Raw genomic sequence first — 16,303 nt, 5'->3', positions numbered from 1 at the left:
GCCTAGGCTCCCGGCTCGCCGTAGAGGGAGGTCATCCAGATGTGGGTGAGGACCTCGATGAGTGTGTCCTCATCGTTGAAGGGGGCCACGTCGAGGGTGGCCAGATAGTAGAGGCGCTCCCCGAGCCAGGTCAGCGCCGCGCCCAGGGCGGCCGGATCCACGTCCGGCGCGGTGGCGCCGCCGGTGGTGACGTGCTCGGTGGTGATGCGTTCGGTGGTGACAGCCGTGAAGCTCGCCATCTGGTCGTGCCAGAGTGCGGTGAGCTCCGGGTCGGTGCGCCAGTTCTCCACGATGGCCCGCAGCACGGGCGCCTCCTCGCGCCACAGGCGGGCGCCCTGGCTGATGCCGTGGCGTACGGAGGCCCGCCGCTGGTCGGGTTCGTCGTGCGTGAGCCAGGGCTGCGCGACCTCGTGGCCGCGGGCGATGGCGCGACGGACGAGCTCGGCCAGGACCTCGTGCTTGCTCGCGAAGTAGAAGTAGAAGCTGCCGCGCGCCACCTGGGCGGCGGCCAGGATGTCGGCCACGCTCAGCTCGTCGAAGCGCCGCTCGTCGAGGAGCCTGCGCGTGGCGGTCAGGATCACCTCGCGTAGGTCACGGTCGTCGTCCTTCGGCCGTGGTGCGCGACGGCCCGCTCTCGCCTCCATTCTCGAATCCTAGCGTCTAGACAGCTTGTCTAGACGCTATGTACAGTCCTTGCCATGAGATACACGACGTTCGGAACGAGCGGGTTGCGAGTGTCCGAGATGATCCTCGGGACGATGGGCTTCGGCGAGGACTGGGGCTGGGGCGCTCCGCTCGAGGAATGCCGCAGGATGTTCACCGCGTACGCCGAGGCGGGCGGGAACATGATCGACACGGCGAACAGGTACACCGAGGGCTCCAGCGAACGCATCGTCGGCGACCTGATCGCCAAGGAGCGCGACCGCTACGTGCTCACCACCAAGTACACGCTGTCGATGGACGGCGACGACCCCAACGCCTCGGGCAACCACCGCAAGAACCTGAGGCGATCGGTGGAGGCGAGCCTGCAGCGCCTGGGCACCGACTACCTGGACGTCCTGTGGGTGCACATCTGGGATCCCGCCACCCCGATCGAGGAGACGTTACGCGCTCTCGATGACCTGGTACGCGCGGGCAAGGTGCTCTATCTGGGTTTCTCCGACGTGCCCGCCTGGGTGATCGCGCGCGCCAACACCATCGCCGAACTGCGCGGCTGGACGCCGTTCATCGGCCTGCAACTGTCCTACAGCCTGCTGGAGCGCGATATCGAACGCGAGCTGCTGCCCATGGCCGAAACCCTGGGCCTGTCAGTGGCCGCGTGGGCACCGCTTGCTCGCGGTGTGCTGTCAGGAAAGTTCACCCGCACCGACGCCGCCGCCGGGTCCAGGATCAGCCGCGATGCCGTACCCGACCACCACCTGGCGATCGCCGCCGAGGTCGACGCCGTCGCCGACGAGCTCGGCGTCTCCTCCTCGCAGGTGGCCCTCGCCTGGACCCGGGCACACCGCACCTGGATCCACCCGATCTCCGGCGCCAGGACTCTCGACCAGCTCACCGACAACCTCGCCGCCTTCGAACTGCGGTTGCCGTCGGAGATGGTGGACCGGCTCGACGAGGCCAGTGCCTTCCCGCTCGGGTTCCCGCAGAACTTCATCCAGATGTCGCGCGAGTTCGTCTACGGCCCTTCGGTCGGCCGCTTCGACCGCCGAGTGCCATAGGCGCTGGGCATGGCAGAGAGTCGTTCGCGGCCGCAAGAGTGCCGAACATGGTGAACGCGCGACGCGGTGATGCCTCCGGTCCGGGCGGGCATCGGGCTGCGCCGGGGAGACGGCGGAGGTCGCGGCGGGCCGAGGGGGCGGAGAGCTCCGGCGAGGGGGCGTACTGGGCCATGTACGACGCGATGACTCCCGAGGAGCAGAGAGAGCACGACAAGGCCACCCGCAAGGGGATCAAGCTCGCGTACAAGCTCGCGAAGCACTACGCGAACGTCGATACTCCAGATCCTGACGACAAAGACGACGACTGAGCCATCGAAGGGCCATGAGCGGCGACGCCGCAGGTGCGCATTCGCCGGCGCGGGACGTCTGGGTCGGGCATGTGTGGGTCATGCGAGTACGCCGACCGCGCAGCGCGGACCACATGAGAGTGCGTTACGCCGACATCACCGATGGAGGCTCACGTAGGCACTCTCAGGGGCTCGAGGGCGTCCAGGACGAGGTCGAGGCCGAAGGTGAACTCCTCCGCCGGGTCGTAGCCGGCGGCGGCGAGCACGGCGGCGGACTCGTTGAGGTAGGGGAACTCGTCAGGAGGAAGCTGGGGCAGGTAGACGTCCTCGGTCATGTCCGCGAACTCGTCGGCGGTGTCGAACGGCAGGCTGGCTTCCTGCAGGGCGAAACCGTACACATAGCTGTCGAGCAACCAGTTGGCGTGCGTCGCCATCAAGACCGGGAAGCCGGCCCTCCGCAGGCAGGCGGTGACCGCTTCGCGGTGGCGGAGGTTCGCGGGCCCCGGCGAGGTCCGCGACTCCATCAGGCCGATCGCCCACGGGTGGCGTGCGAGAACCTGTCGGGCGGATACCGCCCGACAGCGCATCGCCGACTGCCAGTCGGTCTCTTCGGGCGGAAGCTCGATCTCCTCGAACACGACGTCGATCATGGCGTCCAGCAACTCTTCCTTGCTCGCCACGTAGTAGTAGAGCGACATCGCGCCCGCGCCGAGCGCGCCGGCCAGCCGCCGCATGCTCAGCCCGTCGACCCCCTCGCGGTCGGCGATCCGGACCGCCTCGACCACCACCCGTTGCCTGCTCAGCGCCGCGTCTGACGCCACCTGGCGTTGTTCCCTCGCAGACACGGGTCTCCTCTCGCTCGCTCGAACGGCTTGACAATCGTCCCGCGCACGGTCATGGTACAGCGTACTACTTGTAGTACAGCGTACGACGTACGGCGTACGAAACCAGCCGGAGTCGTAGCTCGGACGTGAGGAGGCTTCTGTGGGAATCGAACAGCGATCGAGTGCCGGAGCACGCCTGGCGCCGGGGGCGAGTCCGGCCGGGGCGACGACGATGCGGGCCGCCGACCAGCACCGTTACGGCCTGCCCTCGGCGCTCGAGTCGTCCGAGGTCCGGGCTACCGCTGCCCGGTCGAGGCGATGGGCTCGTCCAGGTGGGCGCGGCCTCGGTACATCCCTGCCGCCAGTGCGGCGGAGGGACCGCTCCTCTCGAAAGAAGAACCGATGACCATCCGAACGAAAACCCCGACCCTGCTCGACAACCGGTCGGTCCCCGTGCACGCCAAGCTAGCCGCCGCATGGACCAGCTTCATGTTCCTCTACATCTACGTCGACTACTTCCATCTCCACAAGCCCGGCGTCATCGACAACCTCCGTGCCGGCGTCGTCTTCGAGTTCGACACCAGCCCGATGTTGTTGACCATGATGCTCGCGTCCGTGGCGATCCCGGCGCTGATGGTGATGCTCTCCATGACGCTGCCCGCCCGGGTGAACCGCGCCACGAACCTCGTCGTCGCATCGCTCTACATCCCCTACTCGTTGTTCAACGCGGTAGGGGAGTCCTGGGACTGGGCCCCCTTCTACGGCCTCTCCATCGGAATCGAGGTGCTGCTCCTGGCCTTCGTCCTGCGCTCCGCCTGGACATGGCCTCGAACCCCCGCCGTCCCAGCCGGTCCCGCGACGACCGACCTTCGACAGAACGCACGCTAAACATCATGTGCCGTGCCCGTCAGAGGCACAGACGGGGCACGGTGGCGGAGGCGGTCAGCTGGGCTGGCCGGTGGGCATGATGGTGACCTGCTGGAGGTTCGCCCGAGGCGGCAGGCTCGCGATGAACCCGACGGTCTGCGCGACATCCTGCGGCGTGAGCCACTCCATCGTCTCCTTGGAGCCCTCCAGCCACGCCCGCGCGCCCTCGTCGGTGACGTGACTCTGCAGCTCGGTGCCGACGATCCCCGGCTCGATCGCCGAGACCCGCACGTTCTTGGCCCCCAGCTCGGCCCGCAGGTGCCGGGACAGATGGGTGACGTACGCCTTGGTCGCGGAGTAGACGGCGAAGTTCGGGAAGATGTTCTGCGCCGCGATGGAGGAGGTGTTGATCAGGTCGGCCACGCCGCGTGTGCCCGCGGCCTCGACGAGCTGGGGGACGAACGCGCCGATCACGTTCATCAGGCCCGTGATGTTGAGGTCGATCTGGCGCTGCCACTGGTCGGCGGCCAGCTCCTCAATGGGGGCGGGCAGCATGACGCCCGCGTTGTTCAACAGCAGGTCGGCGCCGCCGAGCTCGGCCGCGACCCGTTCGGCGGCGGCCCGCGCCGCCGCCGCGTCGGTGACGTCGGCCGCCAGTGCCAGGGCCTGGCCTCCGGCTCTGCCGATCCGGACGACGAGGTCGTCCAGCCGTTCCGCGCGCCGCGCCACGACGACCACACGTGCGCCCAGTGCGGCCAGTCGTTCGGCCGAGGCCTCGCCGATCCCGCTGGACGCGCCGGTGACGACGGCCACGCGGCCGGTGAGAGGGGTTGCTGCGTTCATGGTGCGAGCCTTCCGAGTCATCCGCGGCCCATCGCCGCGCTCCCTCATCAGCACACCAGCCCGCGTCCCCTTCCCGGGGTGCCCGAACAGGCCCTGACCAGGCAGGTAACCGCGAGGCAGGTACTGGCAGGGCCACCTCCGTGCACCTGGCCGCTCGCCCGTCCCTGCACACTGGAGGACATGGACCGCAGTCGCGAACTCGCCGACTTCCTGCGCTCACGCCGTGCCCGGATCACGCCGGACCAGGCCGGGCTGCCCGCCGACGGCCGCGCGCGTCGCGTGTCCGGCCTGCGCCGCGACGAGGTCGCCAGGCTGGCCGGGGTCAGCACCGAGTACTACACCCGGCTCGAACAGGGCCGCGCCGGTCACCCCTCGCCCGAGGTCGTCGAGGCGCTGGCGCGAGCCCTTCAGCTCGACCCCGCCGAACGCGAGCACCTCACCGACCTGCTGGCCCGTCCCGCCCGCCACGCCCCCGTCAGCCCCCAGCGGGTCAGGCCCGGCCTCCACTTGATGCTCCAGACCCTCCACGACGTGCCCGCCTTCATCCTCGGCCGCCGTACGGACGTTCTGGCCGCCAACCGTCTGGCCCGCGAGGTGCTGACCGACTTCGAGGCCCTTGCCGTGCCTCAGCGCAACCTGGCCCGCTACTACCTGCTCGACCCCGAAGCCCGAACCCGTACCGGCGACTGGGAACGCGTCGCCGCGGAAACCGTCGCCATGCTCCGCCTGGAAGCCGGCCGCCACCCCGAGGACCGCCGGCTCGCCGACCTCGTCGGCGAGCTCACGCTGCGCTCGCCGGAGTTCAGCTCCTGGTGGAACGACCACCGCGTGCTGCGCCGCACGCACGGCACCAAGCACTACCACCATCCCCTCGTCGGCGAGCTGCACTTCCACTACGAGTCTCTCCAGCCGCCGGGCGACCCCGACCAGACCTTGTGCGTCTACAACGTCGAGCCGGGCTCCCCGACCGCGCAGGCGCTCCGCCTCCTCAGCAGCTGGGTGGCGCCCACCGCCGCACCTTGACGGAGCACCTCGGGTAACGGTGACCGCAAATCGTCGGTCGTCATTGTCGTCTCCTTTTCGAGTTGTCAGAGAATGCGGACGTCAGGCGCGCTGTGCGGCGGTCGCCGGGTTGGTGCCGGCCTCGCGGAGGGTCAGCAACCCCGTGACCGCGATCAGCGCCGAGGTCAGGCCGTGGACGCCGAGCGCGGCGGCCGTGGATCCGTGGTGGGCCAGGACGTTGACCATGTCGCCGAACGGGGCGACGGCCGTCATGAGCAGGACCCAGCCCAACGGGCGGCGGTGGCCTGTCACCAGCAGGACGCCCATGGCCAGGCCCATGGCGATCTCGCGGCTGCCCTTCACGATGGAGAAGCCGCTGCCGTCAGAGGGCCAGTTCGCCAGCCCCGGGAAGGTGGTCCCGAGGGGCAGGACGAAGGACAACCCGAGGTAGAGGGTGAACAGGACGACGACGGCGGCCAGGACGGTGTTGAGCTTCTTCAGCGACATGGTCGTTCTCCTTGTTTGTACGGACGGGCAGGGTTCAGCCGCGGACACGGCGGATGTGGCGGGCGTAGCGGGGACGGCCGATGACGTGCCAGATGACGCGGACCGGGACGGGAAGGCCGCCGAGGACGATGGCGCGCTCGGCCGGGTTCGCGTCCTCCAGGACGGCGCCGAAGATCGTGAGCAGGGTGAGCTTGGGCGTGTTGTTCACCAGGTGCTCGCCCAAGGAGGCCCACTCCTGTTGGGTGATGTGCTCGGCCGCGAGCGGGAGGAGGGTGGCCTCCTCGTCGTGAAGGTGTTCAAGCAGGACCGCGCGGTGCTCGCAGAGGGCGGCCGCCAGGGTGTCGCGTTCGTCGGCGCCCGCGGTGGCCTCCCAGGCGGGGAACGCGGCGTCCAGCCTGCTCAGGGTGGCCGCGACGTGTTCGTGCTGGGCCTGCATGCGCAGGACGATGTCGGCCTCCAGGTCCACCCGGGAAAGCAGCGGCGGCCACAGCAGCTCGTCCTCGCCCTCGTGATGGTTGTGCAGGCCCAGCCGGTAGATGCGGAAGTGGCCGGCGATCACCTTGGCGCGAGCGGTGTCACCCGGGGCGACGGCCGCGACGAGCTCCACCAGCCGCCGTGACTCACGGCGGAGCACGCGGTGGACGATCTCCATGTCCTGGGTGTTGACGCTCATCCGTTCCCGCTCCTTCATCGGTTGCGATGTGTTCAGGCTGCTCCTGGGTGTTTGGAGGGGATTTGGAAGGGATTTGGAACGTCCACGTGAGATGTGCGGATCATGATCTTCATTCGGGTGCTGGGCTCTTTCGTGGCCGAGGTCGGCGGCGAGCCCGTTCCCCTGGGCGGGCCGCGGCAGCGGGGCCGGCCTCACTGGCGCGCGCCACGCCGCGGCGGCTTCCCCTGCCCGGCCTGGACGACGCGGCCGTATCCTCGAAGGCCGGTACGTCGCGCTCAGACGGCATCCGCGGCTCCGGACGCTGATCACCGCTAGAGTGCGTGATCATGACGACTGGACGATGGGCGTTGGGCGGCGACCTGAGCGTCGCCAGGGTCGGGTACGGCGCGATGAAGCTGACCGGCTGGCCGAGAGGCGACCGTCCCGGCAGGGACACCGCGCTCGCCGTCCTGCGCCGGGCCGTCGATCTGGGCGTGAACCACATCGACACCTCGCACTACTACGCTCGCGACGGCGTGGCGGCCAACGAGCTGATCCGGGAGGCGCTGCATCCCTACCCGGACGACCTGGTGATCGTGACGAAGGTGGGCGCGCTGGTCGAGGGCTCTGACCTCGCCTTGCCCGCCGAGGGCAAGACCGGCCTTACCCCCGACGGCCTGCGCCGCGGCGTCGAGGCGAACCTGCGCTCGCTCGGCGTTGACCGCCTCGACGTCGTCAACCTGCGCATGGGCGACCTCGACCGCGCCGGGACGCCGCTCGCCGGGCCGCTGGAGACGTTGCTCGCGCTGCGCGAGGAGGGGCTGATCCGCCACCTCGGCGTCTCGAACGTGACACCTGCCGAGTTCGCCGAGGCCCACGGGATCGCGCCGATCGTCTGCGTCCAGAACCTCTACAACCTGGCCAGCCGCGAGGACGACCCGCTGGTGGACGCCTGCGCCGAGGCGGGCATCGCGTACGTGCCGTTCTTCCCGGTCGGTGGGTTCCGGCCGCTCACGGCCGAGCGCCTGGACGCCGTCGCCGCCCGCCACGGCGCGACCGTGCCGCAGGTGGCGTTGGCCTGGCTGCTGGCTCGGTCGCCGAACATTCTGCTCATCCCCGGCACCGGCTCGCTCGCCCACCTGGAGGAGAACGTCGCCGCCGCGTCCCTGAAGCTGACCGAGGAGGACCTGGCCGACCTCGCCGACCAGGCGCACTGACCACGGAGTCCGATCGCCTGCTCCGCTGCCGCGTGGGCGGCGGAGAGGACGGGAGTCACCGGGTTCGCGTCACCAGCTCGCCGATCTCGGGGAGGACGGCGTCCGCGACCGTGATCTTCCGCTCGATGAGCCCGTTGGCGTGGAACAGGTCGGCGGCGTGCTGCTGCTCGGCGACGAACTCCGCGCTGACCGGGTGCAGCCCCCACGGGCGGGTGCGCAGCGCGTGCTCCCACGCGTCGAGGTCGCCGTCGAACAGGGCCGCGGCCTCGCGCGGGTGCTCCTCCGTCCAGCTGTCCGCCCGCTGCAGCGCGGTGACGATCCTGGCCAGCTCCTCCGGCCGTTCCTGGGCGAAGTCGCGACGGGTGAACCAGAGCGAGCGGTGGCTGAACAGGCCCTCGGTCTCCACCAGCGTCCGGGTGCGCGACTCGACCGGCGTCAGGTACGGGTAGGAGCCCACCCAGGCGTCCACGTCGCCGTTCACCAGCAGCTCGGCGGCGTTGCCGTAGGCGTCCACCGGGACGATGTCGCCCCACCCGAGCCCGGCCCGCTTGAGCGCCAGCAGCAGCAGGGTGGTCTGCCAGGAGCCGTGCCCGAGCGCCACCCGCCTGCCCTTCAGCTCCGCCACCGAGCCGATGGGGGAGTCGTCCCGCACCACCAGGCGGCCGTTCTCGACCCGCGGCCCCGAGATCGCCACGTACACGATGTCGTGCCCCTTGGCCTGGGCGGTGACCGGGGGCGTGGAGCCGGTGCCGATGAAGTCGTATCCGCCGTCGAACAGGTGGTCGCCGTGGGCGGACGGCAGGGCCCGGGTGGGATCGACGCGCTCGTCCCGGCCGAGGGCGTTCAGGTCCACCCATTCGACGCCGGGCAGCAGGTCGCGGTGGCGGGCCACCCAGAGCGTGTTGTTCTGCGGGAAGAAGCCGACCTTGGTGGTCATCAGGAGCGTCCTTTCAGTAGCGGCAGAACGTGGCGGCCCACGCGGCGGGCCTCTTCGAGATGGGGGATCCCGGCCAGGATGAGGGCGTCCACCCCGAGGTCCAGCAGCCGGTCGAGGCGGTCGGCGACCTGGTGGTAGTCGCCGACCAGGCCGAAGGCCGGGCCGTCGCGCAGTTGGCTGAACCCGCCCCACACGTGGGGCGCGACCTCCAGGGCGCGGGGATCGTCACCGGCTCCGGCGAGGAAGGCGCGGCTGCGTCGCACGCCGACGGAGTCGCCCTCGCCGGCGTCGCTCTCGCGCGGCCGGGCCCGCCAGCCGGCCTCGATCTCCGCCCACGCCTCCTCCTCGCTCTCCCGGGCCAGCAGGTCCACCCGCACGGCGAACCGGGGCGGCGTGGCACTGTGCGCGCGCACCGCGTCGAACTTCTCCTCCAGCGCCTCGAACGGCTCCAGCCAGGACAGGTAGTAGTCGGCGTGCCGCCCAGCGGCGTCGATGGCGGCGGGGGAGGAGCCGGAGAAGAAGATCTCGGGGAACGGCTGCCCGGCCAGCTCCTCCGGCAGCCCGGCGTTCTCCACCTGGTAGAAGCGGCCCCGGTGGGTGTGCCCGCCCTGCCAGACGCCCTTGAGCACGTCCAGGAACTCCGAGGTGCGCGCATAGCGGTCGTCGTGGTCCACCTTGTCGCCCCACCAGAGCTGCGCCGGGCCGCCGCCGCCGGAGATGACGTTGTAGACGATCCGGCCGCCGGTGGCCCGTTGCAGCGTGGCCGTCATCCGGGCGGCCTGGACGGGGTGCAGGAAGCCGGGCTGGAAGGCCACCATGAAGCGGTACGACGTGGTCTCGCGGGCCAGCGTCGCGGCGGCGGCCCACGGGTCGTCGGTGTGCGGGAAGTTCGGCAGCAGCCCGCCGGTGAAGCCGCTGTCCTCGGCGGCCCTGGCGACCTCGGCCATGTAGTCGGCGTGGCTGTAGCCGTCGTCCCGGCCGTCCCTGGTGCCGGGGGCGGTGCCGCCGGGGGCGAAACCGCCTCGGCTGCGGACGCGGCGGCGCAGCGAGGGCTGGTCGCCCTCCATGTGAATGCGCCAGTAGATGTCAACGGTCAACAGACCGCTCCTTCACGTGCTCGCCGAGGCGGTAGACGTCCTCGGTCTGGAGGAAGAACTCGGTGACACCGAGCGCGGCGTACTCGTCGGCGGCCTCGATCGAGGGCAGGTGCACGCCGTAGCGCAGGCCGGGCAGCTCGGGGACGAGGGCCGCCAGGTCGTCCCCGGCCGCGAAGACGTGCACGTCGGCGTGGCGGCGCGACAGCTCCAGGGCCTCGGGCGAGACGCCTGACAGGTGCACCTCGGGGAAGGGCGGGGACGACAGCGGCGCGCCGAAACCGCCCTTGACCACCTCGTAGAAGTTCCCGGCGAAGTCGAACGGGCCGCCGCCCCAGACGCCCTTGGCCACGGTGAGGAACTCGTCGGCGCGGGCGAACCGGGCGGCGCCGGTCAGGAAGTCGCCCTGCGCCCTGGCCACGGCCGGGTCCAGATCCACCGCGAGCCGCCAGCCGAGCCGTCCGGCCGAGAAACGCTGCAGGGACGCCGAGAGCTTGGCCGCGTAGACCGGGGTGGCCACGGCCGGGTGGAACTCGGCCACGACCCGCAGGTGGCGGGTGCGGCGCAGCGCGTTGGCGGCTACGGCGAGAGATTCCTGGCCGGCGGGGTCGAAGGGCGCAAGCGCGCCCGCCCACCCGGACAGGTCCGCGGCCACGGCGGCCCGCCCGGCGGGGTCGCTGAGCGCCGGCCGCACGTCGGTGACGAAGCCCGGCAACGGGGCGAGGGCGGGGCTCCGGGTGGGCAGGGCCAGGTGGAAGCGGCCGGTGCGGTGCGCCGTCATGCCGCCGCCCCCAGCGGGACCTCTTCCAGCAGGGCGTCGATGCGCGGGAGCAGCTCCCCGGCCAGCGGCTCGATCTGGGTGTCCAGCACGAACAGGCCGCGCGTGACGTGCCGGGCGCCGAGCACGCTCAGCACCGGGCGCAGGGCGTAGTCCACGGCCAGCAGGTGGGCCGGGGTGCCGCCGGTGGCGATCGGCACCACCGTCTTGCCGGCGAACGCGCCCTGCGGCAGGACGTCCAGGAACGCCTTCAGCAGCCCGGTGTAGGACGCCTTGTAGATCGGGGTGGCGACGACGATCGTGTCGGCCGCGGCCACCTGCGCGGTGGCCCGGGCCAGCTCGGGATGGGCGGTGTCACCGCGCAGCAGGGCCTCGGCGGGCAGGTCACGAAGGCGCAGTACGGTGGCGGGCCGGCCCAGCCGCCCGGCCAGGTGGTCGAGCAGGCGTACGGTGCGCGAGGCGGCCGATGGGCTGCCGGAGATGAGCAGGACGGACATGTCAGATCTTTCCTAGGGGTTCAGCGGAAACGGGCGGCGTCCGGGTCGGCCGCGGCGACTGGCCCGTCTCGTCGAGGAAGCCGGGCGGCGGCAGGTGGTACGGCGGCTCGGCGCCGGCCGGCAGGAGCGCGGGCTCCCGTTCGCGGGAGTCGAACTCCGCGCTGACCGCCGCCAGCGTCTCGGGCTGCTCGACCAGCGTGACCGCCGCCGTGGCCAGGTAGCGGGCGGCGGCCAGCAGCCCGGCGTGTGCGATCGGGGTGCCGGTCGCCGCGGTGGCCGCCCACGAGTGCAGGGGCACCCCGAGCGGCACCACGGCCGCGACCAGGCTGAGGTGCGGCGCCGCCCAGCTCACCTCGGAGGTGTCGCTGGACGGGCCGCCGAGGTCAGGACCGGCGGGTGGGCGCAGCGGCAGCACCTCGCCGGCCAGGCCGGCGGGCGGGCGGGCGATCGCCGCCTGCAGCCGCCGCGCGAACGCGTGGTCGGCGTCGGTGAACGCCGGCGGCCCCAGCTCGCTCATCGTGTGGTGCAGCAGCTCGGCGCCCGCCCGGTTGCCGAGCCCCTGCCTGATGGCGGTGACCAGGCGGTGCTCCAGCCGGGTCCCGCTGCCGGCGGCGGCGGCGTGGGCGCAGGTCACGACCTGGTCGTAGAGGGTCCTGGCGGCGGCGGCCGTGGACTCGCGGACGTAGACCCAGACCGTCCGCAGGTCGGGGGTGACGTTGGGGGCGCCGCCGCCGCTGATCGTGTAGCTGACGCGGCCGGAGGGGGAGACGTGGCCGGCGCGCAGGCGCTCGACCATCTCCGTCAGCAGCAGCGCGCCGTCCAGGCCGCTGCGGGTGCCCAGCGGGTTCGAGCCGTGGCCGGTCGAGCCGAGGAAGGAGAACGTGGCCGAGTACAGGGCGCTGGTGACGTCCCAGCCGGTGCCGGTGACGGGGGCGGGGTGCCAGTCGAGGAAGGCGTCCAGCCCGTCGTAGGCGCCGTCGCGCACCGCGTACGCCTTGCCGACCAGGTGCTCCTCGCCGGTGGACGCGAACACCTTGATCGTGGCCCGGTTCCCCAGTGCCGTGGCGGCGGCGATGGCCGCGCCTGCCGACGCCGCCGCCAGGACGTTGTGGCCGCAGCCGTGGCCGGGGCCGTAGGCGGGAGCGTACTCGTCGCCCTCGAACGCGACCGGCTCGTGCCGGGCCGCGCCGGCCCGCTGGGACAGGCCGGGCAGGGCGTCGTACTCGACGTTGAAGCCCAGCACCGGCCCGCGGTCGCCGTGGGTGGCGACGAACGCGGCAGGCAGGCCGGCCGTGCCCCACGCGATCGTGAAGCCGTGCGCGCGCAGGAGCGCGGCGGTGGCCTGCGCCGAGCGCCATTCGCGCAGCGACGGCTCGGCGTAGGCCCAGATCCGGTCGGCGAGCCCGGTCAGCGCGGCGGCGTTCCCGGCGATCCAGCCGGCCGCCGTCATGGCCCTGCTTCCGGGCGCCGTCATGGCGCCGCTCCCGCGTGGGCGTCCACGCCGAGGTCGGCGAGGAGCCGGCGGCGCAGCTCGACGAAGTCGGGATCGGTGCGGTCGCGCGGCCGGTCGAGCTCGACCCGCACATCGGTGACGAACGTGCCCGCGCGCAGCACCGCGATCCGGTCGGCGAGCAGGATCGCCTCCTCCACGTCATGCGTGACCAGCACCACGGCCGGGCGGTGCCGGGCGCACAGCTCGGCGATCAGGTCCTGCATGTGCAGCCGGGTCAGGGCGTCCAGCGCGGCGAACGGCTCGTCGAGCAACAGCAGCTCCGGCTCGCGTACCAGGGCCCTGGCCAGCGCGACCCGCTGGGCCTCGCCGCCGGACAGCGTCGCGGGCCAGGCGTCGGCATGGCTGCTCAGCCCCACCTCGGCCAGGGCCGCCAGGCCCTTGGCGCGGGCGGCGCGGCCCTGCCCGATGATCACGTTGGCGAGGGCGCGCTTGGACGGGACGAGCCGCGGCTCCTGGAAGACGACGGTGCGCACCGGCGGCACCAGCACACTGCCGCCGTCGGCCGCGTCCAGCCCGGCCAGGATGCGCAGGAGCGTGGTCTTGCCGGTGCCGCTCGCGCCGAGCAGCGCCAGGAACTCGCCGCGCCGCACGTCCAGGTCAACCCCGTCGAGCACGGCCCGCTCGCCGAAGACCTTGCGCAGCCCCCGGGTGCGCACGGCGAGGCTCATCGGATCGTCACCGCCCTGCGCCAGGGCATCGTGACCCGCTCGGCCAGCCGCAGGGCCAGGTCGGCGGCGAGCCCGATCACCGCGTACAGCAGCACGCACAGAGCGAGGATGTCGGTGCGCAGGTAGTCGGTGGCCCGGGCCATGAGGTAGCCGAGCCCGGCCGTCACGTTGATCTCCTCGGCGGCGATGAGCGCGATCACGCTGAGCGTGGTGGACAACCGCAGCCCGGCGAAGATCGACGGCAGCGCGCCCGGCAGCACGACCTCGCGGGCGATGGCCGGCCGGCCCAGTCCGAACGAGCGCGCCGCCTCGACGACCTTGCGGTCCACGTTGCGCACCCCGCTGGAGACGTTGATGTACATGGGGAACGTGCAGGCCACCCCGATCAGCAGGATCTTGGACGCCTCCTCGATCCCGAACCAGACGATGAACAGCGAGGTCAGCGCCAGGAACGGGATGGCGCGCAGGGCCTGCATCGAGGAGTCGACGAGCTCCTCGCCGAGCCGGGTGAAGCCGGAGACGACGCCCAGCGCCAGCCCCGTGGAGGCGCCCAGCAGCAGGCCGAGCCCGGCCCTGGTGACCGACACGCGCAGCGCCTCGGGGAGCTGGCCGTCGGCCCACAGCTCGCCGAAGGTGTTGACGACGTCCTGAGGGCCGGCGAGCACGTCCTGGGTGAGGGCGCCGGTGGCGGTGGCCGCGTACCAGGCGGCGAGCAGCAGGACGGGGCCGGCGGCGCGCAGCGCGAGCGTGACGGCCGGGTGGCGGCCGGACGAGCGCGGCGGCTGGGGCGCGACGAGCCCTTCGACGCCGGCCTCCGCGTGAGTGGCCACGCTCATGACCGCGCGCTCCCGAGCGTGTTCACGTCCACGACGTGCTGGGAGACGTCCAGCGGCGCGGTGAGCACCTTCTGGTCGAGAAAGAACCTCGCCACGTCCTGATATTTCGTGATTTCGGCGGCGGTGACCGCCTGGACGGGCCTGCCCTTCTTCTGGATGCCGGCCACGAGCTCCTTCTGCTCGCCCTGCACGGCCTGCGGGCCGGTCTGGGTGAAGACGTTCAGGTACGCCGCCGGATCGGCGATCTCCTTGGCGCTGCCCTCCTTGATGAACGCGAACAGCGCCTTGACCACCTCGGGATGCTCCTGCAACAGCTTGTTGGCGGCCACGTAGATCACGTAGTTGTCCGACTTGATCGCCTCGCCGTCGGCCAGGACGCGCGCGTCCAGATCGGTGACGGCGGGGATGAGGAAAGTGGAGAAGGTGGACCAGGCGTCCACCTTGCCCGAGCCGAAGACCGGCGCGGTCTGCGGCGGCGGCAGATAGACCCGCTTGACCTTCTCGACCGGCACGTCGAACGTCTGCAACGCCTTGAGCAGCAGGTACTCGCTGGTGCCGCCGTGCCCGACGGCCACGCTGCGCCCGGCCAGATCGGCCACGGACCTGATCGGCGAGTCCTTCTTCACCACGATGCCCTCCCCGGCCAGGTCGGGCGGGACGGTGGCGAAGATCTTGAAACTGGGCTTGACGGCCAGCGCGGTGACGCCCGAGGTGATCGAGCCGGTGGCGATGTCGAGCGAGCCCGCGTTGATGGCCTGGGCGGCCGGGGCGAACACGGAGAAGTCGCCGGCCCACTTGACCTTGGCGTTGACCTTGGCCAGGGCCGCGTCCAGGCTGCCGTCCTTCTTCGCGACGGCCAGGAAGCCGCTGTTGCCGGGGTCGGAGATGCGCACGACGACCTGCTCCTGGCCGGCGGTGGTGGTGGTGTCCGGGCCGCCGCAGGCCGTGGCCAGGAGGGCGAGCGGAAGGGCGAGCAGCAGCTTACGCATGGGTGACTCCTTGGAGCGGGGTGTGGTCGGCCCAGGCGGCGACGTCCACGGGTGATTCGAGGAAGCCGTGGCCGCGCAGGAAGCGCTCCTGCTCGGCCAGCAGGTCGAGGCGTTCGGCGGACAGGTCGAGGTGGAGCGAGGCGCCGGGGCGGTAGGCCGCGGCCACGCCGGTCGCGCCGGCGCCGGTCTCCGCGCCCAGGATCCTGGCCACCTCGGACGGGTGCGCGGCGGCCCAGTCCGCGGCGCGCAGCAGGACGGCCAGGAAGCGGGTGACCACCTGCGGATGCTCGTCCAGCAGGCGCTGGTGGACGGTGATCGGGCGGGGGGTGCCGTTGTTGATCCGCGCGCGCCGGTCCGGCACGGCGTCCAGGTCGATGCCCACCTCCGCGCCGTGGCGCAGGGCGGCCTCGACGGCGAGCGCGCCCTTGACGTAGACCGCGTCCACCCGGCCGGCGGCCAGCGCGGCCAGCTCCGCCTCCCACTGGCCGCCGCCTGGCTCGGCCTCGACGTCCACCAGTTCGGCGTCACCGAGCCCGAGCCCGGCCAGGGAGAGCGCGCCGTGGAAGCCGCGCAGGGCCATGGCCCGCCAGAAGTCGATGGCGATGCGATGCCGGGGCGCCGCCAGCCGCAGGCCCTTGAGCTGCTCGGGGCTCTCCAGGGCGGTGCCGCCGCGCACCAGCACGACCTGCCGCTCCTCGATCCAGGTGAGCCCGATGAGCCTGGTCGCCTCGCCGCGCGAGCGCGCCCACAGCGCCGGCACGTTGCCGCCCTCGCGGAACAGGCCGGTCAGAGCGTGGGTGTAGTGGGTCTCGCGGGGCACGCCGGGGTCGTCGTCCTGCAGCGAGCGGACCTCGATCCCGTCGCCGGCGAACTCTCCCGCCAGCCAGCCCTGGTCGGCCGCGATGCCTGTGGCGGTGGGGACGGGACAGCGGGTGAACCAGATGGCGTCGAGTGCGGCTGTGGTCATGGGGCAGAGTTTGCTAGTAAATTGGTAGGGAATGCAAAGATTGTCCCGCGATGCGGGAAGCGTTCCCGGCTGGACCGGCTCTTACCTGGTCCCCGATCTCCCTACTC

The 16,303-nt window shown here is 71.8% G+C and carries 19 protein-coding genes; 5 read left to right on the top strand and 14 right to left on the bottom strand.

The window, feature by feature from the left end:
- Positions 1–2: 2 nt before the first annotated feature.
- The gene (locus tag ABZ459_RS18730) at positions 3–644 is read right to left on the bottom strand and encodes a helix-turn-helix domain-containing protein (RefSeq protein ID WP_357971506.1); all 642 of its coding nucleotides are present in this window, start codon (positions 642–644) and stop codon (positions 3–5) included.
- Between the two features lie 54 nt (positions 645–698).
- On the opposite strand from ABZ459_RS18730, the gene ABZ459_RS18725 reads away from it, so the two are divergent.
- Both ABZ459_RS18725 and ABZ459_RS18720 read left to right on the top strand, forming a co-directional pair.
- Positions 699–1,718 (top strand): aldo/keto reductase, encoded by a 1,020-nt coding sequence (locus ABZ459_RS18725; RefSeq protein WP_357971505.1) that lies wholly within the window; start codon positions 699–701, stop codon positions 1,716–1,718.
- Between the two features lie 170 nt (positions 1,719–1,888).
- Positions 1,889–2,026 (top strand): hypothetical protein, encoded by a 138-nt coding sequence (locus tag ABZ459_RS18720; RefSeq protein WP_357971504.1) that lies wholly within the window; start codon positions 1,889–1,891, stop codon positions 2,024–2,026.
- Between the two features lie 149 nt (positions 2,027–2,175).
- On the opposite strand, the gene ABZ459_RS18715 is transcribed toward ABZ459_RS18720, so the two are convergent.
- Entirely contained in the window at positions 2,176–2,826 is a 651-nt protein-coding gene (locus ABZ459_RS18715) for a TetR/AcrR family transcriptional regulator C-terminal domain-containing protein (RefSeq protein WP_357971503.1), read from the bottom strand.
- Between the two features lie 405 nt (positions 2,827–3,231).
- Here ABZ459_RS18715 and ABZ459_RS18710 point away from each other — a divergent pair, with 405 nt between their 5' ends.
- On the top strand, positions 3,232–3,717 hold the full coding sequence (locus ABZ459_RS18710) for a DUF6326 family protein (RefSeq protein WP_357971502.1): 486 nt from the start codon (positions 3,232–3,234) through the stop codon (positions 3,715–3,717).
- Positions 3,718–3,771: 54 nt separating this feature from the next.
- On the opposite strand, the gene ABZ459_RS18705 is transcribed toward ABZ459_RS18710, so the two are convergent.
- Positions 3,772–4,539, bottom strand: a complete 768-nt coding sequence (locus ABZ459_RS18705; protein WP_357971501.1) for an SDR family oxidoreductase — start codon at positions 4,537–4,539, stop codon at positions 3,772–3,774.
- A 180-nt stretch (positions 4,540–4,719) separates the two neighbouring features.
- Here ABZ459_RS18705 and ABZ459_RS18700 point away from each other — a divergent pair, with 180 nt between their 5' ends.
- Positions 4,720–5,562, top strand: coding sequence for a helix-turn-helix transcriptional regulator (locus ABZ459_RS18700; protein WP_357971500.1), 843 nt, complete (start codon positions 4,720–4,722; stop codon positions 5,560–5,562).
- A gap of 81 nt (positions 5,563–5,643) precedes the next feature.
- Here ABZ459_RS18700 and ABZ459_RS18695 read toward each other — a convergent pair whose 3' ends face one another.
- The gene (locus ABZ459_RS18695) at positions 5,644–6,048 is read right to left on the bottom strand and encodes a DUF4267 domain-containing protein (protein ID WP_357971499.1); all 405 of its coding nucleotides are present in this window, start codon (positions 6,046–6,048) and stop codon (positions 5,644–5,646) included.
- A 34-nt stretch (positions 6,049–6,082) separates the two neighbouring features.
- Positions 6,083–6,721, bottom strand: coding sequence for a hemerythrin domain-containing protein (locus ABZ459_RS18690; protein ID WP_357971498.1), 639 nt, complete (start codon positions 6,719–6,721; stop codon positions 6,083–6,085).
- Positions 6,722–7,047: 326 nt separating this feature from the next.
- Between ABZ459_RS18690 and ABZ459_RS18685 the strand changes: the two genes are divergently transcribed.
- Complete coding sequence (locus tag ABZ459_RS18685; RefSeq protein ID WP_357971497.1) at positions 7,048–7,917, top strand: oxidoreductase; 870 nt, start codon at positions 7,048–7,050, stop codon at positions 7,915–7,917.
- 55 nt (positions 7,918–7,972) lie between these two features.
- Here ABZ459_RS18685 and ABZ459_RS18680 read toward each other — a convergent pair whose 3' ends face one another.
- From ABZ459_RS18680 to ABZ459_RS18640, 9 genes are read right to left on the bottom strand one after another with little or no spacing between them, the layout of a single operon-like run.
- A complete protein-coding gene (locus ABZ459_RS18680) occupies positions 7,973–8,854 on the bottom strand; it encodes an ABC transporter substrate-binding protein (protein WP_357971496.1) in 882 nt (293 codons plus the stop codon).
- Complete coding sequence (locus ABZ459_RS18675; RefSeq protein WP_352356221.1) at positions 8,854–9,951, bottom strand: LLM class flavin-dependent oxidoreductase; 1,098 nt, start codon at positions 9,949–9,951, stop codon at positions 8,854–8,856. Before ABZ459_RS18675 ends, ABZ459_RS18680 begins: the two co-directional genes overlap by 1 nt.
- The gene (locus ABZ459_RS18670) at positions 9,941–10,729 is read right to left on the bottom strand and encodes an LLM class flavin-dependent oxidoreductase (protein WP_357971495.1); all 789 of its coding nucleotides are present in this window, start codon (positions 10,727–10,729) and stop codon (positions 9,941–9,943) included. The genes ABZ459_RS18675 and ABZ459_RS18670 overlap by 11 nt, the downstream gene beginning before the upstream one ends.
- Positions 10,726–11,223: an NADPH-dependent FMN reductase gene (gene ssuE / locus ABZ459_RS18665; protein ID WP_357971494.1), complete on the bottom strand. Its 498-nt coding sequence runs from the start codon at positions 11,221–11,223 to the stop codon at positions 10,726–10,728. Before ssuE ends, ABZ459_RS18670 begins: the two co-directional genes overlap by 4 nt.
- A gap of 1 nt (position 11,224) precedes the next feature.
- The gene (locus ABZ459_RS18660; protein WP_357971493.1) at positions 11,225–12,697 is read right to left on the bottom strand and encodes a hypothetical protein; all 1,473 of its coding nucleotides are present in this window, start codon (positions 12,695–12,697) and stop codon (positions 11,225–11,227) included.
- Complete coding sequence (locus ABZ459_RS18655; RefSeq protein WP_357971492.1) at positions 12,694–13,404, bottom strand: ABC transporter ATP-binding protein; 711 nt, start codon at positions 13,402–13,404, stop codon at positions 12,694–12,696. Before ABZ459_RS18655 ends, ABZ459_RS18660 begins: the two co-directional genes overlap by 4 nt.
- Positions 13,401–14,240 (bottom strand): ABC transporter permease subunit, encoded by an 840-nt coding sequence (locus ABZ459_RS18650; RefSeq protein ID WP_357971491.1) that lies wholly within the window; start codon positions 14,238–14,240, stop codon positions 13,401–13,403. Before ABZ459_RS18650 ends, ABZ459_RS18655 begins: the two co-directional genes overlap by 4 nt.
- On the bottom strand, positions 14,237–15,229 hold the full coding sequence (locus ABZ459_RS18645; RefSeq protein WP_357971490.1) for an ABC transporter substrate-binding protein: 993 nt from the start codon (positions 15,227–15,229) through the stop codon (positions 14,237–14,239). The genes ABZ459_RS18650 and ABZ459_RS18645 overlap by 4 nt, the downstream gene beginning before the upstream one ends.
- On the bottom strand, positions 15,222–16,196 hold the full coding sequence (locus ABZ459_RS18640) for an ABC transporter substrate-binding protein (protein WP_357971489.1): 975 nt from the start codon (positions 16,194–16,196) through the stop codon (positions 15,222–15,224). Before ABZ459_RS18640 ends, ABZ459_RS18645 begins: the two co-directional genes overlap by 8 nt.
- Between the last annotated feature and the right edge of the window lie 107 nt (positions 16,197–16,303).

It is taken from the genome of Nonomuraea sp. NPDC005692, assembly GCF_040631115.1.
In the GTDB taxonomy this organism is placed as follows: domain Bacteria; phylum Actinomycetota; class Actinomycetes; order Streptosporangiales; family Streptosporangiaceae; genus Nonomuraea.
This window is presented reverse-complemented; position numbering and strand designations above follow the sequence as displayed.